A 25,934-nucleotide genomic window follows, 5' to 3' on the forward strand; every position below is an offset into this window, starting at 1 on the left:
AAATCAATCCTTTCAAAGTGCGGGGCTTATCTCGCCGTCCGCACAGGGCGCCCGACGGAGATACAGCACCCTTGCTTTTTTATACTTTTTATTATAGCGTTTTTCTATGCCTTTGTCAATGAATATTTTTAGCTAAGCGGCGGTTTAAAGCGGTTTTTGGGAAAAGTTGCTTATATTGCACAAAAAAATAATCGGCTTTGGAAGATTTTTTTCTCAAAAAACACTTGACAGAGGCAGATTTGTGTGATATAATATAAAACGTCACTTGAGGTGAGTGCCAAAGAACGCCTTTTGTGACACCCCTCAATGCGGGTGTAGTTCAATGGTAGAACTCCAGCCTTCCAAGCTGGTCGCGTGGGTTCGATTCCCATCACCCGCTCCACAATCCCCGATGATCGGGGTTAAATATATGCGTCTTTAACTCAGCTGGATAGAGTAACTGCCTTCTAAGCAGTAAGCCACTGGTTCGAATCCAGTAAGACGCGCCAATTTCTTCCGAAGCCGTACAGCATTTTTGCTGTACAGTTTCATTTTCTTGGCAGTTCCTGGGCTTCTGCATATGGGAACGTATTTTATGTAACATCCTCAGATGTTACATTTTATATGGTGGGTGTAGCTTAGCTGGTTAAAGCGTCGGATTGTGGTCCCGAAGATCGTGGGTTCGAATCCCATCTCCCACCCCACAAAATAGCCTTCTTCTTACGAAGAGGGCTAAAATTATAAATACGAAAGAATTAAAGAATAAATTATAATGAATAAACGCAGGCATGGGCGCTGTAGCTTATTATTTATAATTTATTCTTTTTTTCTTTTTTTTCTTTTTTTCTTTTTACTTCCATCTCATTATGCAAAACCACCAAAATGAATTGAAAATATTTTTGTATAAAATACTCTAACTTCACGTTGACATACTTCCTTTTTTTTGTTATAATGTTAATAATATGATGCGGTAGAAGCCCCTTTCAACGATTTGAAGGGGTGAAAACGCAAAAAAGAAAAATAAGCTCCGCTCTGCTTTGAGCAGGCGGAAGTTTACAAACGGGAGGAATCAACTGTGGAAATTTTTAGGGATTACAGCCGCTTTAAGGCAGCCTGTGCAGAGTTCAGAGCCGAATTTACCGACAAGTATTTTACTGCCGGACGGCTTTTCTGTCACCCTTTTCTTGACGGGGTCATCTATGTTCCCTGCTCTCAGGATGAGGCTAAGAGCAACAGCGTTGACATATGCCGTATGTCCGATATGCTCCTTATGTCCGCCGACGGAGAGGAATTTGAGCCTTTTAAAATAGCCGAGGCAAGAGCGATCGCTGCACAGAACGGCAAAGTATATATATCTGATCTCCTTTTTAACGGCGCATTTGAAGCCGAGGACTGGATGATCGACGGCAAGCACGACACCCTCATCATCAGCGAGGAGCATATGAAGAAAGAGGGCAAGCCCTACGCTCCCGTTACTCCCCTTACAAACGTTATACAGCCCTTTAAGAAGCTCACAAACTTCTTCCTCTATAAAAAAGGCACTCCCGAGGAGCCTGCGGTGCTTTCGGACAAGGACGTTGCCGAGAAGATGGAAGGCTATCTTGACGAGCTTATGTCCGAGTTTGTTTCTCCCGAGATAATCGGCGAGACCGAGTTTGAGATATTCGGCACAAAGATATCCTGCGACAAGAACGAATCACGCTGCAAGGAGCTTGACAGAGGCCTTGAGCTGTGCGACAGGCTCAAAAACGATATGGAGCCTCACGCAGCTGCATTTAATTCCGCCGATATCGACTTTGATATAAAGGCATATACCGCCAAGCTTTTTGCAAAGCTTGGCAAAAAGTGCGGCGTTAGTGTGGACGAGAAGGAATATGCTTCCGATGATACAGCCGCTCTCAAGGAAAAATTCAGAAAGTTTGTTTCCGAAAAGAACAATTACGGCTTTAAGTACAGTGCTCCCGACAAGGAGAAATTTGCCGAGGGCTTAAAGGCTGCGGAGCTTTCTGCAGCTTCTCCCGAGGAGCTTAAAAAGGCTATTGCCGCTCTGCTCAGAGTTCGTCCGGCATACCCTGCGGTGTTCAATATGGCAAGAGCCGCTTCTCCCGCAGACGCCGAGGCTGTGGAGAACATTTCCCTGTTCTGGAACAGCTCAGCACTCACTCCTGCGGAGCTTGGAGAATATCTGGCGAAGTCCTACATTCCTGCCGACTGCCGTGACGCTGAGGGCAAGCTCAACTGCGGAGGAGCAAAGGCTGCGCTTATTTCCGAGGACCTGAGGGCTGCCGCAGCTAAATACAAGCTGAAAAATGCTCCCGTTTTAGACGAGCTTGATACATACTGCAAGGAGTACGAGATAGCTGCACGCACATATAACGGCACCGTTTTCGATACAGTTTCCGATATGGAGAAGGCTGTGAAGAACGAGGCTGAGCTTGCGGATAAATGCTCCGACCTTTCCGCTCTGAATGCAGACGAATTAAAGCAGCTCCGCAAGTACATCTACGATATGAAGCTCGACAAGAAAACTGCGGGCAAATATCTGCTGAAAATAAAGCTTGCAATGAATAACTGCGAGGAAAATCAGCTGAAGCTTCTCTGTACGGGTCTTACCCTTAAAACGCCGGAAGAGCTTGATGTTATACTGGGCAAGGTCTCCGATGATGAATATGACGAGGTAGTTGCCGCTCCTTATATCGCTCAGGTAAAGGACGCCATTCTCACCGCTCAGCTTAAAGAACTTTCGGAAATGTTCAAGGCTATCCCCGACAAGGCAAAGGCTGACGAGCTTGAAAAGGTGCTTGCATCGGACAAGTATGACAAGATGTTCACCCGTCACTTTACTGCAAAGATAAATGAAGCAAGAGACGGATTTGCAAAAACAGAGCTTGCAGCGCTTTGCAAGGACATTTCGCAGGCTGACAACAAGGCTCTCGACGATATGCTCTCAAAGCTTGACGCCGTTAAGTGCCGTGAGGCTCTCAAGGCTCCCTACAAAAAGGACATTGCCGCAAGAAAGCAGGAGCTTCTTGCCAAGGAAGTTGAGGGCGTTTTTGCAGGCATAAAGACTGCGGACAAGGCAAAGATAGACGGTCTCAGAGCCGTTATCGCTTCCGCAAAATATCCCGTTTCCCTTACCGACAAGTACAAGGCTCAGCTTGACGAGCGTGAGACCGAGATAAAGAATGCCGAATTTATCAAGAAGTGCGACACCATTCCTCAGATGAACAAGGCCGACCTTGATAAGATAGTAGGAGAACTGAAGGCTGAAAAGTGCCCCGAGGATATCGCAAAGAAGTATCTTCCTATGACCGAGGAAAGGGCAAAGGCTCTCCTCAAGGCAGAGCTTTCGGAAATGTGCAGGGATATCCCCTCTATGGACTTTGCAAAGCTTGACGCTCTTGAAAAGACTCTGAAGGAGGACAAATACCCCGAGGAACTTACATCGGGCTATTTCGACACCATCAAAGCACGCAGAAAGACTCTGTACAACAAGGAAGCCGACGACCTGTGCAAAAATATCGGCAATATGCAGAAGCCCGAGCTTGCTTCCCTTTCCGAGAAGCTTAAAGATGAGAAGTTCGACCCTGCATATGTGAAGAAGTATTTTGACGAGATCGACAAGCGATTCAACAAGATAGAGACCGACAAGCTTGACGCAATGTGCAAGGATATCGAAAAGCTTAAAAAGCCCGAGCTTGAAAAGCTTTCCGCAGATATTGCCGCTCTGGGCTTCAAGAAAGAGAACACCGCATCCTATCTGGAAAAGATAAGAAGCAGGGAGATAACCCTGATGAAGTCCGAGATGGAAAATCTCTGCAAGAATATCGCCACAACTCCCAGAAAGGAACTTTCCAAGCTCAGAGAGGCTCTTTCGGGCGGCGAATTCGACAAGGAGCTTTCCGCTAAGTACATCAAGCAGATAGACGAGCGCACCGAGACCCTTATCAAGCAGGAGCTTGCAGACCTGTGCAAGAATATCCAGAGCGCTCCCAAGGATAAGCTGATGAGCATGAAGATAGCCATCAGCGAAACTCCCGAATACAAGGAGCCGGGCAAGGCATATGCCGAGCAGATCGAGAGCCGTCTCAAGCAGATCGACAAGGCTGAGTTTGACAAGCAGATGGCATCTATCGAGAAGCTGACTGCAGAGGAGCTTGATAAATTCGAGGACGAGCTTGACAAGCGCAAGCCTGCCCTTGACCCGAAGCTTTACGAGGCTTCCGCTGCAAAGCTCCAGGAACGCAGAGAATTCCTCCAGAAGGAAGAGCTTGATATGCTCTGCGGCGATATTTCAAAGCAGGATATCAAGAAGCTTTCCGAGATAAAGGAGAAGATATCCGAGGGCGATTTCATTCCCGAGGTCACCTTCCCCTACATCAAGAAGATCGACGAGGCTGTCACAAACCTCCACGTTCAGTATTACACCAAGATCACCGAAAATATCAATTCTATGAGCCGTGCGGAGCTTATTGTCCTTCTTGAGAAGATCAATAAGAATGAAAATCACGCTCCCGATGATATGCTCCAGAGATATATCGGCAGAGTAAGATCCAAGATACGTGAGGCAGAAGCCAATATCCTTGCGGAAAAGTGCAAAAATCTCGGCAATGCAGGGGAACACCGCAGCTTCGAGCTTATCAAGGATATCAATGAAATGGATATCGACGAGGATAACAGAAAGCGCTTTATCACTCAGGTTGAGCTTCATATCACAAATATCAAGACTGTGGAGAGAGACGGCTACGTGCAGCTTCTTAAAAAGCTTATGGACGAGAACAATATCAGAGAGTCTCAGTTCTATATCCCCGGAATTTCCAAGTCATTTGAGAGCATTTATGTAAAGATTCAGAACACATATGCGAGAACAGAGCAGTTCGAGCTTCCCGTTGTGGCACACGAATTCACTCCGGGTCATCCCGAGGACTCCTACCTGCTCACCACAAACTTCCTTTACGGAATGGGCAAGACCAGCGGTCTGCTCCATATCCCTGTTGATCAGATTGAGAGATTTGAGGGTAAGGGAGGTCTGTTCGGTGCATCGCTCAAGGTCATCGAAAGAGGCGGAAAAGCAACAGAGCTTCCCGCCAATATCGAAAAGAAGCTTTTTGAAGCCACTGCAAAGGTATTGAACGGCGTTCTTGCCGCTATTCAGAAATCCAAGACCGATGCAAAGCTCAAGGAAGCCGAGGAGATCAAGGCTGCCGAGGAAGCAAAACTTCTTGAGCTTGAGCAGGAGCGCAAGGACATCGAAGAGGCAAGAAAGAGAGCCGAGGAAGCTGAAAAGGCTGCCGCAGCTCCCAAGCCTGAGCCTGAGAAGAAGGAGGCTGTCCCCGAAAAGAAGGAGCCTGTTCCCGAGAAGAAGCCCGAGCCTATCAAGCCCATAAAGCCCATTGAGGTAGTGGTTTCGCCTATTCCCGAGGTAAAGCCCATCAAGCCTATCGAGAGCGCAAAGCCTGCACAGCCTGCGCCTGCAAAGCCTGTTGAAACTGCAAAGCCCGCACAGCCTGCGCCCGCAAAGCCTGTCGAGCCTGCAAAGCCCGTACAGCCTGCGGCACCCAAGCCAGCCGAGCCTGCAAAGCCCGTACAGCCTGCGGCACCCAAGCCTGCTGAGCCTGCAAAGCCCGTACAGTCTGCGCCCGCAAAGCCTGTCGAGCCTGCAAAGCCTGTTCAGCCCGAGGCACCCAAGCCTGCCGAGCCTGCAAAGCCTGTTCAGCCCGAGGCACCCAAGTCTGCTGAACCTGCTAAGCCCAAGATCAAGTTCTGCGACCAGTGCGGTGCCAAGATCGTCAGCGAGACTGCAAAGTTCTGCGCCGAGTGCGGAAACAAGCTTGTTCACTAAAATTTATGCGAAAATAAACCATATGCCGCCGATCACGTATCGGCGGCTGTTGTTTTCGGTGAAATACAGGTCAATTTTTTATGAAAATTGCCAAAATAACATAAAAACCACTTGACAAAAGTGTGCATATGTTGTATCATAATAATGAAGCTGAATAGAGCGGACAGAATCCTCTGCCGAAAGGCAAAAAGGTCTGTTTTTTTGGGTATTAAAATGATACCGATTAAGTATAGTTTATCGGATCCCTTTTATGTGAACGCATAATACACGGGGGTCTGCTATAAAATTTTATGTGCAATTTTGTACATAACGGCATATCTAAACACTTTTAGCTTTGCACGTCCCATAAGGACGGCGCAGAAGATAGCTTCGCACAGCCTCATAAGGGCGGTGCGAAAGATTGAAGGAGGAAATTAAACTATGAATCAGATGCCACAGGAATGGGAAGGCTTCAATGGAGGCCAGTGGACTAAGGAGATCAATGTCCGTGACTTTATCCAGAGAAACTACACTCCCTATGACGGCGACGAAAGCTTCCTTGCAGACCCCACAGACGCTACCAAGAAGCTCTGGGCTGACGTAATGGAGCTTGCTAAGAAGGAAAGAGAAGCAGGCGGCGTTCTCGATATGGATACAAAGGTAGTATCCTCTCTCGTATCTCACGGCCCCGGCTATATTGAGAAGGATCTGGAGCAGATCGTTGGTCTCCAGACAGACAAGCCCTTTAAGAGAGCTCTTATGCCCTACGGCGGCCTCAGAATGGCTGAGAAGGCTTGCGCAGACAACGGTTACACCATTGACCCCGAGATCAAGCACATCTTCACCGAGTACCGCAAGACTCATAACGCAGGCGTATTCGATGTTTATACACCCGAAATGAGAGCTGCAAGAACAGCTCATATCCTCACAGGTCTTCCCGATGCATACGGCAGAGGAAGAATTATCGGCGACTACAGACGTGTTGCTCTGTACGGCGTTGACAGACTTATCGAGGACAAGAAGGAGCAGAAGGCTTTCTACACCTGCCCTATGACCGAGGAAAAGATCCGTGCAAGAGAGGAGATCGCAGAGCAGATTCGTGCTCTTGAGAACCTCAAGAAGATGGCTGAGATCTACGGCTGCGATATTTCCAAGCCCGCAGTTACAGCTAAGGAAGCAGTTCAGGCTGTTTACTTCGGCTACCTTGGCGCAGTTAAGGATCAGAACGGCGCAGCAATGTCCCTCGGACGTACATCTACATTCCTTGATATCTACTTCGAGAGAGACTTCAAGCTTGGCAGAATTACCGAGGTAGAGGCTCAGGAGCTTATCGACCACTTTATTATGAAGCTCCGTCTCGTAAGATTTGCAAGAACTCCCGAGTATAACGCACTCTTCTCCGGTGACCCCCAGTGGGTAACAGAGTCTCTCGGCGGTATGGGCATTGACGGCAGACATATGGTTACAAAGACCAGCTTCCGTTACCTCCACACTCTCGAGAACCTGGGCACATCTCCCGAGCCTAATATGACTGTTCTCTGGTCCACAAGACTCCCCGCTGCTTGGAAGGCATACTGTGCAAAGATCTCTATCAACACATCTTCCATTCAGTACGAGAACGATGACCTTATGAGAGTAACTCACGGCGATGACTATGCAATCGCTTGCTGCGTATCCTCTATGAGAGTCGGCAAGGAAATGCAGTTCTTCGGCGCAAGAGCAAACCTCGCAAAGTGCCTTCTTTACGCTATCAACGGCGGCGTAGACGAGATCAGCGGCGTTCAGGTAGCTACAAAGCTCAGACCCATTACCTCCGAGTACCTTGACTTTGACGAGGTTATGGAGAGATATGATGATATGATGACCTGGCTCGCAGAGCTTTATGTTAACACCCTTAACATCATTCACTATATGCACGATAAGTACTGCTACGAGAGCCTCCAGATGGCTCTTCACGACAGAGAGGTAAAGAGATACTTCGCAACAGGTATCGCCGGCATCTCCGTTGTAGCAGATTCCCTCTCCGCTATCAAGTATGCTAAGGTAAAGACCATCAGAAACGAGCAGGGTATTGTTGTTGACTACGAGATCGAGGGTGACTTCCCCAAGTACGGCAACGATGATGACCGTGTTGACGAGATCGCAGAAGATGTTCTCAACAGATTTATGAACAAGATCCGTCAGCAGCATACATACAGAAATGGTATTCCTACAACTTCTATCCTCACAATTACTTCCAATGTAGTTTACGGTAAGAAGACAGGTTCTACACCTGACGGACGTAAGCAGGGTGTGCCTCTTGCTCCCGGTGCTAATCCTATGCACGGCAGAGATACTCACGGTGCTTCCGCATCCCTCTCCTCTGTATCCAAGCTCCAGTTCTCCAATGCACAGGACGGTATCTCCAATACCTTCTCCATCATTCCCGATGCTCTCGGTAAGGACGGCGGCGTATTTGTGGGCGACATTGATATTGATGCTCTCTGCCCTACCTGCGCTAATATCCCCAACACCAGCGACAACGACAGATAAGATCTGAAAAGACAAGACTAATTGTTTGATTAAATGTTTTGAGCCGATAGTCTTTACAATATGTTAAGACTATCGGCACAAAAAGAACATATTTATATGCTATATTTAGCATATAGAAAGTACACCAACCAAGTATATTTTAACTTGTTTTATGAAAGGAGTTTTTACTATGGCAGCAAATGCACAGCAGATAAACAACCTCGTAGGTCTTCTTGACGGTTATGCAACCAAGGGAGGCCACCACCTCAATGTTAACGTTCTTACAAGAGATACTCTTCTCGATGCTCAGAAGCACCCCGAGAACTATCCCCAGCTCACTATCCGTGTTTCCGGATATGCAGTAAACTTCATCAAGCTTACTAAGGAGCAGCAGGACGACGTTATCTCCAGAACATTCCACGCAGCTCTTTGATTTAGCGATCATATGAACGGCTTCATTCACTCAACTGAATCGTTCGGAACAGTCGACGGACCCGGTATCAGGTTCGTCGTCTTTTTCCAGGGGTGCCCAATGAGGTGCCTTTACTGCCACAATCCCGACACCTGGGAGTTCCACACCGATACAAACGGCGTAGGAAAGGCAGTGACCGCCGAGGAGATACTGGATATGTACGAGGGAGTAAAGGAGTTCCTTAAAAACGGAGGAATTACCTGCACAGGCGGCGAGCCGATGGCGCAGCTGCCCTTCCTTACGGAGCTTTTTGAAAAGGCAAAGGCACGTGGCATACACACCTGCCTTGACACTTCGGGCATAACCTTCAATCCCTCAGACACTTCCGCTGTGGACAGGCTTATGGACGTTACGGACGTTATAATGCTTGATATCAAGCATATTGACGACGAGGAGCATAAGAAGCTCACAGGTCACAGCAACAAGAATATCCTTGCCTTTGCAAAATACGCAAGTGCAAAGAAAAAGGAGCTGTGGATACGTCACGTAGTAGTTCCGGGAATTACTCAGAACGATGAATATCTTCATCGTCTGGGCGAGTTTATTTCGGAACTGAAATCCGTCAAGGCACTTGATGTTCTTCCCTACCACGATATGGGCAAGGTAAAGTACAAAAATCTCGGCATCGACTATGCTCTTGCAGATGTTGAGCCACTTCCGAAGGAAGAGGCAGTCAAGGCAAGGGATATTATAATGCAGGGTATCAAGGACGGACTTGTGGCGGAACGAAACATCAAATAATTTATGCCGCACATCATTATTTTGTGATGTGCGGCATTTTTCTGCATATAAAAAAGCTCCGAACCTTTCGATTCGGAGCTTTAAAATTATTCCTTGTTATCCTCAGTCTTATCCTCGGACTTTTCTTCTGTCTTTACCTCAGCGTCAGCCTTGTCTTCGGGCTTATTCTCGTTCTTTTCCCACTTGAGTTCGCCCTTCATAAGCTTTTCAAAATCATTACCGTCTATCTTCTCGTATTCAATAAGATACTCCGCAAGCTCCTTCACCTTGTCATAATGCTCCTTGAGAAGCGCCTCGCACTCCTTGTAAGCCTTAGTGATAAGCCCCTTGACCTCCTCGTCAATGAGAGCAGCGGTAGACTCGCTGTAGTCGGTTGTGTGACCGTAATCTCTGCCAAGGAATACCTCATTGTTGCCGCCGCCGTACTGAACGGGACCCAGCTTCTCGGAGAAGCCGTACTGAGTGACCATGGCACGTGCACGCTTTGTAGCCTGCTGAATGTCGCCCGAAGCGCCTGTGCATACATCGTCAAAGCTCAGAGCCTCGGAAACACGGCCGCCCATAGTCATAATGATGTCCTGATACATCTTACCCTTAGTCACGTGATTATCATCGGTCTCGGGACGGCAAACCGTAAGACCTGCAGCCTGTCCTCTCTGAATTGTTGTGACCTGATGAACTTTTTCGCACTCGGGAAGATAATAAGCCGCAACAGCGTGACCTGCCTCGTGGAATGCAGTGATCTTCTTGTCACGGTCGGTAACAAGAGCGGATTTCTTTTCGGGACCTGCAATAACCTTCAGAGTAGCCTCTTCAATATCCTCCTCGGTGATAGCACGTCTGTCGTGACGGGCAGCAAGGAGAGCAGCCTCATTAAGCAGGTTTTCCAGATCGGCACCTGTGAAGAACTGAGTAGTCTTGGCAATTACCTTAAGGTCAACATCGGGAGCAAGGGGCTTGTTCTTTGCGTGTACCTTGAGGATTTCCTCTCTGCCCTTGACATCGGGATAACCCACCATAACCTCTCTGTCGAAACGTCCGGGACGAAGCAGTGCGGGGTCAAGGATATCACGTCTGTTTGCGGCAGCGATAACGATAACGCCCTCGTTGCCCTCAAAGCCGTCCATCTCAACAAGAAGCTGGTTAAGGGTCTGCTCACGCTCATCGTGACCACCGCCCAGTCCTGCACCTCTCTGACGGCCTACAGCGTCGATCTCGTCAATGAATACGATAGCGGGAGCATTTTTCTTAGCTGTCTCAAAAAGGTCTCTTACACGGCTTGCACCCACGCCCACGAACATTTCCACGAAGTCCGAACCGGAAATGGAGAAGAAGGGAACTCCTGCCTCGCCTGCAACAGCCTTTGCAAGCAGGGTCTTACCTGTACCCGGAGGACCCATAAGAAGAACGCCCTTGGGGATCCTTGCGCCTATGTCATTGTATTTCTTGGGATTTTTAAGGAAATCGACTATCTCCGCAAGCTCCTGCTTTTCCTCGTCAGCGCCTGCCACGTCCTTGAAGGTGTTTTTCTTCTTGGACTGATTTTTGATATTAGCCTTGCCGAAGTTGTTGAGCTTGGTGCCGCCGCCAGCCTGTCTCATCATAAAGATGAACAGCGCCACCATAAGGATAATGAGAACGAGAGAGGGCAGAACGTTGTAAAGCCAGGTGTTGTCCTGAATTTTGTAGTATTCCTGGCTGAGGGGAGCATCGGGGTGGAGCTTGTTGTAAGCCTCACGGTAATTGTCCTCGCCGCCGCTTGCGTACTGTATCTCGTCAATGAAAATGCTTACATTGGGAACTGTGTACTTGATCTCCTTGGTACCCTCGGCGGTGTTGACCGTCATTTCCAGGTCACCCGTACCCAGATCGAAGGTGTATTTTGATACCTCATAATTGTCAAAATATTCCATTATCTGGGAATATGTGTATTCCGATTTTGGCTGAGACGACTGTCTCAGGAAATAGACCATTGAAAACATCAGAACAATGGCTATTATAATGTAAATAAATAAACCGCTGCCTTTTTTCATCTGCTGATTTTCCTTTCTTGATACGGGAGATACCGCACCGACAATAAAATAAAGTTATAACTCTGCCTCTGCAATATATGGAAGATTTCTGAATTTCTCCCCGCAGTCCAGCCCGTAGCCCACCACGAACAGGTCGGGAACGGTAAACAGGCTGTAGTCCGCCGAAAAGTCAACTTCACGGCGAGAGGGCTTGTCTAAAAGAGTGTAAACGCTTAGGGAAAGGGGGTGCCGCTCACGAAGCAGCTCGCAGATGCTTGCGAGAGTTCTGCCCGTATCTATAATATCCTCAGCTATGACCACGTGATATTTTGAAATATCCCTGTCAAGGTCGAGAGTGATTTTCACATTTCCCGAGGAAACAGTGCTGTTTCCATAGCTTGAAGCGGACATAAAACCGATCTCGCAGGGTATCTCCACCGCCCTGCACAGGTCTGCAAGGAACACGAATGAACCCTTGAGAACGCTGATGAGCAAAAGGGGCTTGCCCCGGAAGTCTTGTGATAATTTCCTGCCCGCAATGTCAATTTTTTCCTTTATTTCGGCGGCGGAAAAAAGCTCACGCTTTATCCCGCTGTAGCCGAAGTTATTTAATGTTTCGGTAATCATTATCCGCCGTCTTTCTGACTGAAATTTCAAATATATTTTCGGTGCAGTCTGTGCTTTCGGTGAAAGCAATACTTTCGGGGAAAACTCTTTCCGCCGCACCGCCGTATTCGCACCAGAAAACCCCTGCCTCGTCCTCCATCACAAGAGCTAAGTTACGCTCTCTTTCGGAAAGCTTCAGGGCATTAAAGTGCTTTTTCAGCTTAGTGGTGACCCCCCTGTTATGAAAGCAGATCCTGTCGCCGTCACGCTTGTTTCGCAAAGTAACAACACCTTGTATTTTATCACAACTTACGAGGTGATTTGTTAATTTTCTTTGAACATTGCCGCCCCTTTGCAAAATATCATTGCAAAGTCTCCGAATTATCACCGTTTTATCAAATTCGGGAATGACAATCTCGTCATTTTGCAAAAAATCTATCTTTTTTTCAAAGGAAATTTTGTCATATGACGGAAGCGCTGTTATCTCCATAACGCCGCCCATAAATACGGCAAATACATCTCCTTTAAGCTGGTATTTTGCATTTTTTCCCGATACCATCATACCGTCAAGAATAGAAAGCCGCTCAAAGGAACATTCGATATTTGCCTCCGACAGCAGTTTTCTGATATATCTTTTCCGCACCGAAGGGGGATATCCGCATATCTCGTTATGGGGAATAGTTTCAAGAAGCTTTTCAAAATATTCCTCGTCCTCAGCGGCACTTTCAGACAACCGTGAAACCGCCTCGGTAAAATTTTCGTTTATCCCTTCAAGAACGGGAACTACCCTGTGCCTGATGATGTTGCGGGAATAGTCCTCGGTAAGATTGGTGCTGTCCGTCACATATCCCTGCCCAAGAGATGTAAGAAGAACCTCTATCTCCGCCCTTGTGACCCCAAGGAGCGGACGGATAATGCTGTCTCTTTTTGGGGGAATGCCCCGAAGCCCACGGATACCTGTGCCACGTGCAAGGTTAAAAATAACAGTCTCGCTGTTGTCCCCCTTGTTGTGAGCCGTTGCAATAAGAGCACCGCCAAGCTTTTCGGACTCCCTTTCAAAAACCCCGTACCGCAGAATGCGTGCCCCCTCCTCGGTGGACGTGCCCTTTTCCGCACAATAGCCCTTCACATCAACGTGATAAACGGACAGGGGAATGTCAAGACCTCTGCAAAGCTCCTCGCAGAACCGCATATCCCTGTCGCTTTCCTCGCCACGCAAACAGTGGTTCACGTGAACGGCAAAAAGGGAAAAACCAAGGTCATTTCGGAGCATTTCGAGAACTCTCAGCAGACAAACGCTGTCCGCCCCGCCCGAAAGGCAGGCGATCACCCTGCTTCCCCTCGGTATCATACCGTATCGTGAAATAGTTTCACGAACAGTCTCGCAAACGCCCATATCAGCTTTCAGACGGGGCAAACCGTCTGTCCTCGCTGAGGAACAGCGTGTACTGACCGTTCCATCTGAGATTTACCGTACCCGTCTCACCGTGACGGTTTTTCGCCACGATACATTCCGCCAGATTAACGTCCTCCACCTTGTCCTTGTTGTAATAACCGTCACGGTAGAGGAACATAACGATATCCGCATCCTGCTCGATAGAACCGGACTCACGAAGGTCTGAAAGCAAAGGTCTCTTGTCGGGACGGGACTCAACGGAACGTGAAAGCTGTGAAAGGGTGATAACAGGCACATTAAGCTCCTTTGCCATAAGCTTTAACTGTCTTGTAATGTCGGAAATTTCGTTAACACGGTTTTCAATGCGCTTGCTTGAGTTCATCAGCTGTAAATAGTCGATGATAACAAGCCCCACGTTTTTAAGACGTCTGAGCTTAGCCTTCATCTGCACAACGGTAATGCCCGCCGTATCGTCAAGATATAAATTCATACCCGCCATTCTGTCAGCGCCCTGAGCCAGCTTTTCCCAGTCCTTTTCGTCAATGTTGCCCTTGATAAGGTGGTCGCTGTCCACAAGGCTCTCCGCCGACAGCATACGTGTAACAAGCTGTTCCTTTGACATTTCCAGAGAGAATATGACAACTTCCTTGTCGGCGCTTCTCCTGCATACATTTGCGGCAATGTTCAGCGCAAACGAAGTCTTTCCCATACCGGGACGGGCAGCAAGGATCAGCAGGTCAGACTTGTTAAGACCGCTTATAACGTTATCCAGATCGGAATATCCGGACTTAGCGCCCTGATATTTCTCCTTGTCAACGCCGGAAATGCGGTTAAGGTGATCGTAGGTGTCAAGGAGCACCTCGTCCACCTTGGTAAGACCGTCAACCTCCTTGCCCTGCCTGATGTCATATATCATCTGCTCTGCGGAATCAAGTATCACCGAAGCAGGCTCGGAAGCCTCCGTGCAGTTTTCGATAATGTTTTTTGCAGCCTCAACAAGAGAGCGGAGATAATACTTTTCCTCAACTATCTTGCAGTAGCTTTCGATGTTCGCAAGGGTGGGAACGCCCTCCATAATGGCGGCAAGGTATTCCTTACCCGAGCCTGAATCCTCGAAAACGCCCTCTCTGACAGCCTCGTCAAGAACGGTGATGATGTCCGAATTTACGCCAAGGGTAAAAAGCCTTATGATAATTGCAAAAAGCTGCCTGTGCTTTGAAACATAGAAGCTTTCGGGTTTGACATAGTTCATCACCGTGCCTAAAAGCTCCGAATCCATAAGCACAGCGCCAAGAACGGTCTGTTCCGCCTCAACGCTGTGGGGCATTTCACGCCCTGCTATCTCTTCAAGATCCATATGGACACCTTATTCCTCGACCACGTTAACAGTGATCTTTTCGGAGATGCCGGGGTGAAGCTTGACCTCTGCGGAGTAACCTCCGAAAGCCTTTATTTCGGAGCTGAGAGCAATTTTCTTCTTCTCAACGGTAACGCCCAGCTGCTGTGAAACAGCCTCAGCCACGTGAGAAGCGGTAACAGCGCCGAAGAGCTTTCCGCCCGCACCTGCCTTAGCCTTTATGACAACATTCTTGCCCTTGAGCTTGGCAGCATTGTCAAGAGCCTCCTGACGAGCCACATCAGCCTTGTGCTGCTCGGAAGACTTTTTTCCTGCAAGGTCGGACATATTCTTTGCGCTTGCCTCTACAGCAAGACCCTTTCCGATAAGGAAATTTCTTGCGTAGCCGTCGGAGACCTCTTTTACCTCGCCCTTTTTGCCGGAGCCCTTAACGTCCTGTAAAAAAATTACCTTCATAGTGATTACCTCCAAAAATATTTATAAAGTATCAGATGCGTCTGTTCATACAAACGCTTTCTCTGTTGATATCGATCACAAGCTGGGAAAAGTCTGTGACCGTTTCCCCGAAAAGCCGCAGAAACAGCTCATTTCCGCCCTTTTCTTTCTTGAAATTCATCTCGTCCTCATACATCGGTATAAGGCATAGGAGATTGATGTATGCCCCGTCCTCCGTGCGGAAATTATTCAGCCTGTCGCCATATTTTCCTCCGAAGTCCCTCTCGTCCGAGTGAAGAAAGACCGCCGAGCAGAAGCCTGTGTTGTCCGCAAAGGGAGTGTTCTCCTCGGTAAACTGGAGAGAATGCATACTTCCGAGACAGCTTTTGCATTGATGAGGATACCTTGCCGCCTGTTTAAGAACGGTAATGACCCACAAATACCTCGCAGTCTCAGCTTTGTCCCCGAACCCGTCGAATTTCCAGTCGGGGGGCAGCAGACAGTAAAGCTCAGCTCTCTCGTTTATCTTCCTCTCGTCCCAGGAGCATTCCTTGGGGAGCGTCATAGGAAGGTCGCTCATTCCCGTGGTAAAGAGCAGATAGAAGTTCCGCTTTTCGCTTGGGGGAACGATATGAACATCAATGTGAACAAAGTCCGACATCAGCTCATGAAAAACTCTTGCTTCATCAGGCTTATATTCAAACACATCTGCGAAATGCTTTTCTATCTCTTCAAGATACAGCGTGGGAGCCACCTTGCCCGTGAGCCGTTTTACAGCTCCTGCGGCAGAGAAGAAAAGCTTTGAAAAAATACCCATTAAGATCAGTCCTCAGTAATATAAAACCGCCGCACTCAAATAGACTTCATAGCGGAGTCATATTCGTCAAGAGCGTTTCTGAGCATACCGCAGACATCTTCAAGGGACTTGTTTTTAATATCCACAGCCGCCATAGTGATGTGACCGCCGCCGCCCAGACGCTTAACGATATCCTGCACATTTGCGCCGCCGCTTACGGTGCCGTAGGAGCGGGCGGAAATCTTGATGTTATTGTCATTTGTCCTGAAAACGGCAAAGCTTGCCTTGATGTTCAGCGTGTTCAGCAGCTGGTCTGCCGCCTGAGCCGCCGCCACCTTGATAATGCCCGCCTTTTTGTCTGCAGCATATGATACCGCCGCCTTGTCAAGATCTGCTCCCGAGAGAAGCACGCCGTTTTGTGAGCTGCGCTCGGAAACTATTCTTCTGGCAGTCTCAAGCTCGTCGTCATTTATCAGACTATATTCCTTGAAAGTGTCCTCGCCGAGACAGGTAATTGCATAGTTGTTGTAATTTTCCGTGCCCTCCACCAGCTTTGACCGCAGCTTGTCAATGTCAAAGGAATTTGCAAACAGGAGCTTTACGGATACAGGGTCAGCGCCAAGGTCCTTGAGATAAGCCGCCGCTTCAAAGGTCCGCACACCGGTTTTCATAACAAAATCCTTTGTGTCAAGGGTAATGCCCGAAAGCAGAGCGTCTGCATAGTAGCAGGACAGCTTGTTTTTAAGATTGTTGTATCTGATGACCTCTGTGACTATTTCGCTGGCAGATGAAGCCTCCGAGTCGTGGTAGCGGTCGATGAAATTGTCGATAGGACATTGAGTCTGAATGTGGTGGTCAATGTAAATGACCTTTGCAGCCTTCTCATATATAGCAGGGCTGTCGATATTACGCTTGCCGTTTGTGTCAACGATAATTACGAGAGTGTCCTCTGTGATAAGCTCAAGAGCGTCCTCCTCGGAAATGAAAAGCTCCTTCGCCTCATTTTCGATATTGGCATAAAGACGTTCAATGAGGGACATAGCAAGGGTGGTCTCACGGTTAACATATACGTAAGCGGAAAATCCCAGAGCACGCAGAGCGCCGCCGAGACCGGAAGCTGCACCCACAGCGTCCATATCGCTGAAATTGTGACCCATAATGATGATCTTGTCCGAGGCTTTTGCGTGATCTTTCAGCCTGTCGCTGAAAAGCTTGACCTTGGACTGGGAATTTACCTCGGTTTTTGTGGAAGCGCCGCCGTAGGAAACATAGCTTGTGTCATTATTGCTGCTTTTGATAACAACGTGGTCTCCGCCCTGCTTCTGGGAAACGCTGAGAGCGCTGCGTGCGATCTCCTCGCTTTCCCTGAGACTGTTTCCGCCCCTGCCTATGCCCATAGAAAGGGAAACGTGAGTGCGTTCGGAAACGTGAATGCTGTGCATTTCTTCAAGGAGAGCAAGATAATCCTTTTCCTCCATATGCTTCAGCTCTTTTTCGCTGAGAATAGCGAAATACTTGTCATCAGACAGCTTCTTTAAAAGACCGTTGTGCTTTTCCACAAATTTCTCGGCGATCTTGTCGATCTTGATAACGACCTCGCTTCGTTTGGAGTCCTTCTCGTAGGAGAACAGCTCGTCGTACTCGTCAATAAGCAGGAGAGCCACATAATTTCTGCTGTCCTCCGCTTCCTCTCTGAGAATGTGTGCTTCGCTGAGATCCTTGAAAAAGAGAAAGGTAAAATATCTGCCCGTCTCACCCGTGTTTACTGCGGTAAAGTATTCCACACGGTAATGTTCCCACTCAAAGGTTTTCATTTCCCCGTTGCTGTCGGCAGTCAGGCTGTTCACATCAATAGGCGCACCCAGCATTTTAAGGTCTTTCAGTTCGGGGAGCAGCTCTGCCGCCCCCTTGGTCTTTGCCCTTACCGTTCCCGTCTCGTCCGCAACAATGGCAGGGATAGGGCAGTATTTCATAAAGTAGCGGCTTACGGTGGAGGTGTCGTCGGGCGAATCATCGGCTTTCTTTTTAGCCTCCTCAAGCTCCTTTTCGTTCTGCATAAAGAGTATCAGATAAGCAATACCGATAAGAGAAGTAATGCAGAGAGATATCCAGAACCTTACCTCACCGCCGCCAAGTATGCCGAATGCACAGTAAAGCGATGAAGCCACAAGAAGCATAGACACCAGCTTAAACAAATTCCTGCTTTTGCCCGTCATTTTAACCACCCGCCTTTTTATATCTTTCTCATATCTCCTCAATGATAGGGAGTATCATAGGATTGCGCTTTGTTTTCATATAGATATAGTCGCTGAGGGAGTCTCTGAGACCCGACTTGATGCTGTTCCAGTCTCTCACGCCGCCGGACAGGCAGGACTCGAGAGTCTTTCTGAGGATATCCCTTGCAGCCTCCATCATCTCCTCGTTTTCCCTCACGTAAACGAAGCCTCTTGAGAGAATGTCGGGACCTGCGAGAATGGTGCCGCTTTCGCTTTCAATGGTGGCGACCACAACGATAAGACCGTCCTCCGCAAGATGCTTTCTGTCTCTGAGAACAATGGAGCCAACGTCGCCCACGCCCAGACCGTCCACAAGCACTCTGCCTGCCTGGACCTTGCCCGTAACGCCAATGTTAACGCCGTCAGTCTCGATAACATCACCAATAGAGCCGATTATAACATTGCTCTCGGGAATGCCCATAGAGTATGCAAGAGCAGCACTCTTTTTAAGGTGCTTGTACTCGCCGTGAACGGGAATGAAGAAACGGGGACGGGTGAGAGACATAATAAGCTTTATCTCCTCCTGACAAGCGTGACCCGAAACGTGAACGTCATACATAGACTCGTAAATGACCTCAGCACCTGCTTTAAGCAGCTCGTTGACAACCTTTGTAACGTACTTCTCGTTTCCGGGGATTGGGTTGGCGCTGATGATGATATAGTCCATCGGAGTAATGGTAACGCTTCTGTGCTCATTCATCGCCATTCTTGTAAGAGCGGACATAGGCTCGCCCTGACTGCCTGTGGTGATGAGAACTATCTTCTCGGGGGGATACTTGTTCATCGTGTCAATGTCGATGATAACGCCCTCGGGAACGGAAAGGTAGCCAAGCTCCATAGCGGTGGAAATAACGTTCAGCATACTTCTGCCGAAAACAGCCACCTTTCTGTCGCTGCTCACAGCCTTGTTGATTATCTGCTGAATGCGGTGAATGTTTGAAGCAAAGGTGGCAATGATTATCCTCTTGCCCTCAGCCTTAGCAAAAAGCTTTTCAAAGGATTCGCCCACAGTGCGCTCGGAAGCGGTGTGACCGGGTCTTTCCGCATTGGTGGAGTCGGACATAAGAGCGAGAACGCCCCTGTTTCCAAGCTCGCCGAACCTTGCCAGGTCGATAATGCCTCCCTCAATGGGAGTAAAGTCCACCTTGAAGTCGCCTGTGTGGATAACAATGCCCGCAGGTGTGTGGATAGCCAGACCCACAGCGTCGGGAATGGAGTGATTAACTCTTATGAATTCCACCGCCATACAGCCCATCTTGACAGTCTGACGGGGAGTAACAACATTGAGCTTAGCCTGTCCCATAAGGTTATGCTCCTTGAGCTTGCCCTCGATAAGACCGATGGTAAGACGTGTAGCATAAACAGGAATGTTGCATTTTTTCAGAAGATAAGCAAGCGACCCGATGTGGTCCTCGTGACCGTGAGTAATAACGATACCCCTTACCTTGGAGATGTTCTGCTCCACATAGGAAAAATCGGGGATAACAAGGTCAACGCCGGGCATATCGCTGTCGGGAAATGCAAGACCGCAGTCCACAATGAACATATCATTGCCGCACTCAAAAACGGTCATATTCTTGCCGATCTCGTTGAGACCGCCAAGAGGGATAATTTTCAGAGGAGTGCGCTTTACCGCCCTGTGATTGGAGTGATAGCAGCCGAAGTCCTCCTGAGCAGGTACCTCGGGAACATTTTCCCCGGGAACGGCAGGGGGATTGTAGCTTCTGCGCTGATATCTGCTGCTTGACTGATATCTGCTTTCATCACGGTAGTTGTTTCTTGGATAGGATTTTTCGTAGCTTCTTTCAAAGGAGGTCTTTTCAAAAACGGAAGTATCGGCAGCAGGCTTGTCAGAGGTCTGCTCGGGTGATCTGTAGGGCTTGGTGTACTGCCTGTCATAGCTTCTGTTGTCATATGAGCGGTTATTGTAGCTTCTGTTATTGTTGTAATAGGGCTTGTTGTTATTGTAGTTTTTGTAAGGTCTGCGCTGCTCATAGGGACGGCTCTCGCCCTGAGAGTCCGACTGAGAAGCGGTACGGGGAGCACCCGAGCTCTGCTGTCTGTCGAAGCTTTCGGGAGAAACTCCTCTGGGGGGGAGCATAGGTCTGCGCTGATTGTAGGTGCGCTTGTTGTTCTGATAGCTGTTGTAGCGCCTGTTTTCGGAGGGAGCGGAGGTTTCTTTCCTCTCGCCCTTGGGAGCGATCTTTTCACCGTATTCGTTTACTGTGGGCTCATTTTCATTGTTTCGGTTTTCAGCCAATTTTGTTTACCTCATTTCATCAAATAATACCATTGTTTTCCCGATAAATTCTGCTTCGGGATCTGTGAATTGTAAAGTTATTGTGTGGACAAGCGCTTCGGAGAATATAATATTTTTATAATAAGCCGTCCCATAAAAATTAAGATCGTCTGTATTTATCCGAGTCCATATGCCTTTTAACGGCAAGCCCATTTTCGGCGGTAAGAGAAACAGACGGGAGCGTAAACGGCATTTTCTGTTTTTTGTAAGATCATTTGGGAATGTGAAAAAAAGAATTACAGAATAAGCGGTATGCAGCAAGCCGCATAAACGGTATGGGGCAGGCCCCCTGCCTGCCGAAAAAATATCCGACCGTTCTTTTTCAAAACACAAGCGCCCGCTGATTTTCTGCCGTAAAAAAATTTCCGAAAGCGGCAGATGTATATTTTTTCCGTTTCACCCGACTATATCGGGCGGTATTCCTTTTGCGGCGCAATTTTCAAACATTTCAGCAACGTCCCAAAGACCGGGTAAACAGTCTCCGTGCGTGGTCCGAACACAATAATTAAAATTATTATACCCCATCTGCGTCATATTGTCAAGACGAATTCTGTAAACTTATGGCGACAACTCAAAAAAATCTGCACCGCCCAAAATGGGGGATATAACATATTATAGCACATTTGTATCTATTTGTCAAGTGGTTTTAGAAAATTTGTTTTATTATACAAAGCCTTTCGGACAAACGGAAAAAATATCCGGAAAAGAATGCACTCTTTTCCGGGTATAAAGTCTATTATGTTTTTCTGCTGTTCGACAAAGCCTTCCGGATAAAGATAATGCCCGTAATATCCGCCAGCACCCACCCGATAGGCACAGCCCACCATATCCCTTTTACCCCGATAAATGGAACAGGCGAAAGCACATAAGCCAGCAGCACTCTCGTGCCAAGGGAAATCACCGTCAGTATCAGAGCCATTTCGGGCTTTTCTATACCTCTGTAAAAGCCGTACAGCAAAAACAGTATCCCAATGCCTATGTAAAAGCTGCCCTCAATGCGCAGATATCCCACGCCGATGCTAATGATATCCGTCTCCTCAGCCCTCACAAATATCTGCATAAGGCAGGTCGCAAGGAAAAAAATAATGACCGAAACGCCCAGACAAAAGACGGAGGATATCTTCACAGCCTTGCGAAGACCCTCTTTCACTCTGTCCTGCTTACCGCCGCCGTGATTTTGTGAAATGAAAAGGGAGAAAGCATTGCCGAATTCCTGCGCAGGCATATACGCAAAGGAGTCTATCTTCACAGCCGCCGCAAAAGCCGCCATAACAGCCGTGCCGAAGCTGTTCACAAGCCCCTGTATCATCAGAATGCCGAAATTCATCACCGACTGCTGAATGCAGGCGCCGAAGGAGTGACGCATCACTTCCGAAAGGGTCTTTCTGTCGGTTTTCACTTCATTCCTTTTCGGGAGAAGCCAAGTTTCCTTTATTAGCACATAAGCACTAAGCCCGATACCCGAAACAGCCTGAGCAATGACCGTAGCCAGCGCCGCCCCCTTTATTCCCATTCCGAAGCAGACCACGAACAGGATATCGAGCAGGATATTTATGACCGCCGCCGCCCCGAGAAACCACAGAGGTATCACCGAATTACCAACCGAGCGAAGCAGGAACGCAGAAAAGTTATACAGAAAAACAAAGAACACTCCGAAGAAAATTACCCACACATATTCTCTCATCGCCCCGTAAATATCCCGGGGTACGCTCAGAATATGTAAAATAATGTCAATTCCCCCGAAGATAAGCCCGTTTACAATAACCGTAAACGCTCCGATGAACAGGAAGGAAACGGCAATGCTGTTTCTGAGCTGTACCCTGTCATTCCTGCCGAACCAAACGGAAAAAACGCTGCCGCTGCCCATACACAGCCCGATAATAACGGAGGTTATGAAGGTCATAAGTGTGTATGCGGAGCCTACCGCCGCAAGTGCCCCCGAGCCTAAGAATTTTCCCACAATAAACGAATCGGCAATGTTATAGCATTGCTGCAGCAGATTTCCGAGTATCATCGGATAAGCAAACAGCAGCAAAGCTTTTGTAACATTGCCCTCAGTCAAGTCCTTTGTCATAACCCCTTACACGTCTTGTTATAAGCGATAAGCGCCGCAATGACGCAGATTATCTGAGCGGCATTCACCGAAAGGGTGAAGCCGAATGCCAGTTTGAAAACAATAAGGTCGAGGATAACGGGCGCACCCGTGTCAATGCCCACCGACATATCATAGGCAAGCCAGCCCAGATACGGCACACCGCTGCACACCCTTGCAATGACCGTGCCTAAAACTATGCCTGCCAGCAGAAAAAACAGAAAAGCGATAGTCCTCTTGAAATTTTCCTTCATCAGTTCCCTACATCCTTTCAAGGGGGTCTGCTCTCAGACTATCCCTCTGTAGTAAAGTCCCCGTGTGAATTTTCCCTCGGGGCTGTCCCGGCGGATATACCGCTTTATGACCTCTTCCGCCTGCTTCGGCGGCATATCTCCCATATCAAGAAGAGCGAAAGCAGCACCTCTGAACTCGGAAAGCCTGTCCGATGTCTCGAGAATATCGCAGTTTCTGATACGGGCGTATTTTTTGCTGTCACATTCAACGGGAAATTTCCTGCCCGTCCTGTCGGTAATAGCACCCGTACAGCCCTTGCAGCCTGCCTGCGCACGAATGGGGCAGTTCCGTGTTATCATCAGAGGGAGCCTGCCGTAGGCGTAAAAGCCTGTGGGAACAGCTTTTCCGAGAGCGGAAAACTGCGCCGCTTTAAGCTCAAATGAGGCGGTGATATCACATAAGCCAAGCTCCGCAAACCTCTTTACGGCATATGAGTTTGTGACATTAAGCCCCGTGCCCCCGTGAATGTGAACATCGCCCAGCTCATTCAGCACACCCATATGTGTGAAATTTCCGCATACAAGATCCGTAAAGCCCTTTGCTTTAAGTTCGGAGAGCTCACGTAAAAGCCCCTCCTCATCGGTAACGATATCGGGGAGCGACACAGCGATTTTCCCCTGCGGAATATCATCGGGAAGACCTTTGCAGATGTTAACGGGTGCAATGACCATTTCCGCATATTCTGCTGCCATTCGGACAGTATCAACATTGCTTGACATCACACGAATGGCAGGCTCGCCTTTATCATTTCGTGAAATGACTTTCCCGGGTGTAAAGTCCCTGATATCATAACGTGGAGTGTTCTTCTCCACAGTCAGCCTGTCGCATTCGGAGACCGCTTCTCTCCGCAGCCTGTTAAGCTCCGAAGCAGGGAGAGTGATACCCTCGTCAATGCTGCATTTAATGCCTGTCAGCTCATATCGTGTGCCCCCAAGCTTAGAAAGCTGCTTTGTCACATCATCGGGGGAAAGACTTCTGTTTCTTGCGGCTTCGGGTATCATACCGCATATCTCTCCGCAGATATCACCCGAGGAGAAACGCAGAGACGAGGGCTTTCCCGCTTCTGCGGAAAACTCAAAGCTTATGCCGCCGCTTTTCCTCTCGTCCTTATACATAGCGGCAAGCTCGGGCAGCACCCTGTCGGCGGAGACCACGTCCTCCTTCCGCCTGTGACCGAACATTTCCTTGCCCGTTTTCCCCGTAAGATATCCGTCAGTAAAGCCGCTTCGGGAGAAGACAGCTTCAAGCCTTGCGGTGTCCTCGGAAATATCGGTTTCCCCGTCGGCAGCTTTGCGTACAGCGATAACTGCCGCCGCCACATATTCGGGTCTTTTCATACGTCCTTCTATCTTGAAAGAAGCGCAGCCTGCCTCTGTAAGCTCACCGATATGGCTCACAAGGGACATATCCTTAAGGGACAGCGCATAATACTCCTCTTTGCCGAAAGAGGAAAAGGGCAGCCTGCACGCCTGGGCGCACTGCCCCCTGTTAGCGCTTCTTGAGCCGATAAGAGCGCTCATATAGCATTGCCCCGAAAGACACATACATTGTGCCCCGTGAACAAAAACCTCCGTCTCAACGCCCGTATCGCAGATTTTGCGTATCTCTGAAAGAGACAGCTCTCTTGCGGGAACGATCCTGCAAAAGCCTGCCTTTTCCGCAGCCTTAGCACCCAGAGGAGTGTGAACGGTCATCTGGGTAGAGCCGTGACGGGGCATAGAGGGAACTGCCGCAGCCGCAAGGTATGCCCCGCCTATATCCTGTATGATAAGCCCGTCAACGCCTGCTTCTGCGCTGAGCCTTACCTCTTTGCAGAACTCCTCCGCCTCGCTGTCAAATATGACCGTGTTCATCGCACGATATATTTTCACCCCGTGCAAATGACAGTATTTTACGGCAGCTTTCAGCTCCTCGTCCGAAAAATTGACGGCGTTCGCTCTGGCGGAAAAAAGCTTTCCGCCCGCATAAACTCCGTCAGCGCCGCACCTTACAGCGGCATAAACGCTTTCGAGACTGCCTGCGGGAGCAAGCACCTCGGGCTTTCCTGTTTTATTCATAGGTTTTTAACGCCTTTTCTTTCTGCTTTTCCTGTTCTGAGGGGGCGGTGTCACGTCATCATTTTGTGTATTACCGCCATCATTCTGAGCTTCTGCGCCTGCTCCTCCGTCAGTCCCTCCGTGTTCGCCGCTATCCTGTGTTTCTGTGCCTTTACTGGCGTCTGAGCCGCATTCGGCAGTCTGGGCGGGAGCTTTCTTTGATGTTTCTTCCGGTTTCACAGTCTCCGAGGACTTTGCAGGCTCTTCGGGCTTATCCTCGGGCTGAGCCGTATCCTTTTCGGGAGCGGTCTCCACGGACTTGTTCTCGGAAGACTTATCTTCCGCAGCAGGTTCGGAAACCGTCTCGGGAACATTCTCCTCCGCATAAATTGTCACCGCAGGAGAGATGGTGTTTTCAAGAACAAGCTGCTCGCACTCGTAGCTGGGACGCTTTTTCAGCTCCTTTATCTCCTTTTCGAGAGCGGCAATTTTCTCCTCGAGAGCCTTGTTTTTGTCCGCAAGCTTTTCCTTTTCTTTGCGTGCCTTTGCAGTCTCCTCCACGTAGGATTTGATCTGAGTGCGGACGTTCTCAATGCTGTCCGCAGCCTTCTGAGCCTCGTCAAGAGAGGTGAGGGCAACAAATACGGCGGCATTCTGCACACCGAAATTGGGCTTAGCCTTGACTAAGTCGCCGATCTCCTTGTCCACACGCTTTGCAAGGGAAATGAGATAATCGGGGGTCTCGTCCGTCTGGAGATTGTACTCCATTCCGCAGATCGTGACCGTAACCTTGTTTACAATGTTCATTTGT

General features: G+C 48.7%; 16 protein-coding genes and 3 tRNA genes. 7 read left to right on the forward strand and 12 right to left on the reverse strand.

The features are described from left to right. Nucleotides 1-308: 308 nt before the first annotated feature. The 7 genes from ACR0QN_RS01960 to pflA all read left to right on the forward strand — a co-directional run bounded on the left by ACR0QN_RS01960 (nt 309) and on the right by pflA (nt 9,524). Nucleotides 309-382, forward strand: a tRNA-Gly gene (locus ACR0QN_RS01960). 29 nt (nt 383-411) lie between these two features. Beyond that, a tRNA-Arg gene (locus tag ACR0QN_RS01965) sits at nt 412-488 on the forward strand. Between the two features lie 118 nt (nt 489-606). Continuing rightward, a tRNA-His gene (locus ACR0QN_RS01970) sits at nt 607-683 on the forward strand. A gap of 371 nt (nt 684-1,054) precedes the next feature. Further along, nucleotides 1,055-5,821, forward strand: coding sequence for a hypothetical protein (locus tag ACR0QN_RS01975; RefSeq protein ID WP_432649511.1), 4,767 nt, complete (start codon nt 1,055-1,057; stop codon nt 5,819-5,821). 429 nt (nt 5,822-6,250) lie between these two features. Next, entirely contained in the window at nt 6,251-8,332 is a 2,082-nt protein-coding gene (gene pflB, locus ACR0QN_RS01980) for a formate C-acetyltransferase (protein WP_432649560.1), read from the forward strand. A gap of 136 nt (nt 8,333-8,468) precedes the next feature. Further along, the gene (gene grcA3 / locus ACR0QN_RS01985) at nt 8,469-8,744 is read left to right on the forward strand and encodes an autonomous glycyl radical cofactor GrcA3 (protein WP_432649561.1); all 276 of its coding nucleotides are present in this window, start codon (nt 8,469-8,471) and stop codon (nt 8,742-8,744) included. Nucleotides 8,745-8,756: 12 nt separating this feature from the next. Next, entirely contained in the window at nt 8,757-9,524 is a 768-nt protein-coding gene (gene pflA / locus ACR0QN_RS01990; protein ID WP_432649512.1) for a pyruvate formate-lyase-activating protein, read from the forward strand. An 86-nt stretch (nt 9,525-9,610) separates the two neighbouring features. On the opposite strand, the gene ftsH is transcribed toward pflA, so the two are convergent. From ftsH to zapA, 12 genes are all read right to left on the reverse strand, one after another. Next, a complete protein-coding gene (ftsH, locus tag ACR0QN_RS01995; protein WP_432649513.1) occupies nt 9,611-11,557 on the reverse strand; it encodes an ATP-dependent zinc metalloprotease FtsH in 1,947 nt (648 codons plus the stop codon). A gap of 54 nt (nt 11,558-11,611) precedes the next feature. After that, complete coding sequence (gene hpt / locus ACR0QN_RS02000) at nt 11,612-12,163, reverse strand: hypoxanthine phosphoribosyltransferase (protein ID WP_432649514.1); 552 nt, start codon at nt 12,161-12,163, stop codon at nt 11,612-11,614. Then, nucleotides 12,141-13,559, reverse strand: a complete 1,419-nt coding sequence (tilS, locus tag ACR0QN_RS02005; RefSeq protein WP_432649515.1) for a tRNA lysidine(34) synthetase TilS — start codon at nt 13,557-13,559, stop codon at nt 12,141-12,143. Before tilS ends, hpt begins: the two co-directional genes overlap by 23 nt. Beyond that, nucleotides 13,540-14,895 carry a replicative DNA helicase gene (dnaB, locus tag ACR0QN_RS02010; RefSeq protein ID WP_432649516.1) on the reverse strand — a complete coding sequence of 452 codons (1,356 nt, stop codon included), beginning with the start codon at nt 14,893-14,895 and terminating at the stop codon, nt 13,540-13,542. Before dnaB ends, tilS begins: the two co-directional genes overlap by 20 nt. A 9-nt stretch (nt 14,896-14,904) precedes the next feature. Next, entirely contained in the window at nt 14,905-15,351 is a 447-nt protein-coding gene (gene rplI / locus ACR0QN_RS02015) for a 50S ribosomal protein L9 (RefSeq protein ID WP_432649517.1), read from the reverse strand. Nucleotides 15,352-15,382: 31 nt separating this feature from the next. Continuing rightward, on the reverse strand, nt 15,383-16,147 hold the full coding sequence (locus ACR0QN_RS02020; protein WP_432649518.1) for a suppressor of fused domain protein: 765 nt from the start codon (nt 16,145-16,147) through the stop codon (nt 15,383-15,385). Nucleotides 16,148-16,182: 35 nt separating this feature from the next. Continuing rightward, on the reverse strand, nt 16,183-18,342 hold the full coding sequence (locus ACR0QN_RS02025) for a DHH family phosphoesterase (protein WP_432649519.1): 2,160 nt from the start codon (nt 18,340-18,342) through the stop codon (nt 16,183-16,185). 28 nt (nt 18,343-18,370) lie between these two features. Next, complete coding sequence (locus ACR0QN_RS02030) at nt 18,371-20,020, reverse strand: ribonuclease J (protein ID WP_432649562.1); 1,650 nt, start codon at nt 20,018-20,020, stop codon at nt 18,371-18,373. Between the two features lie 1,417 nt (nt 20,021-21,437). Next, nucleotides 21,438-22,775 (reverse strand): MATE family efflux transporter, encoded by a 1,338-nt coding sequence (locus tag ACR0QN_RS02035; RefSeq protein WP_432649520.1) that lies wholly within the window; start codon nt 22,773-22,775, stop codon nt 21,438-21,440. After that, entirely contained in the window at nt 22,772-23,047 is a 276-nt protein-coding gene (locus ACR0QN_RS02040) for a DUF4321 domain-containing protein (protein ID WP_432649521.1), read from the reverse strand. The genes ACR0QN_RS02035 and ACR0QN_RS02040 overlap by 4 nt, the downstream gene beginning before the upstream one ends. 33 nt (nt 23,048-23,080) lie before the next feature. Further along, on the reverse strand, nt 23,081-25,144 hold the full coding sequence (locus ACR0QN_RS02045) for a DUF3656 domain-containing U32 family peptidase (RefSeq protein WP_432649522.1): 2,064 nt from the start codon (nt 25,142-25,144) through the stop codon (nt 23,081-23,083). A gap of 6 nt (nt 25,145-25,150) precedes the next feature. Further along, nucleotides 25,151-25,930 (reverse strand): cell division protein ZapA, encoded by a 780-nt coding sequence (gene zapA, locus ACR0QN_RS02050; protein ID WP_432649523.1) that lies wholly within the window; start codon nt 25,928-25,930, stop codon nt 25,151-25,153. Between the last annotated feature and the right edge of the window lie 4 nt (nt 25,931-25,934).

The organism is Huintestinicola sp., from assembly GCF_050874005.1.
In the GTDB taxonomy this organism is placed as follows: Bacteria; Bacillota; Clostridia; order Oscillospirales; family Ruminococcaceae; genus Huintestinicola.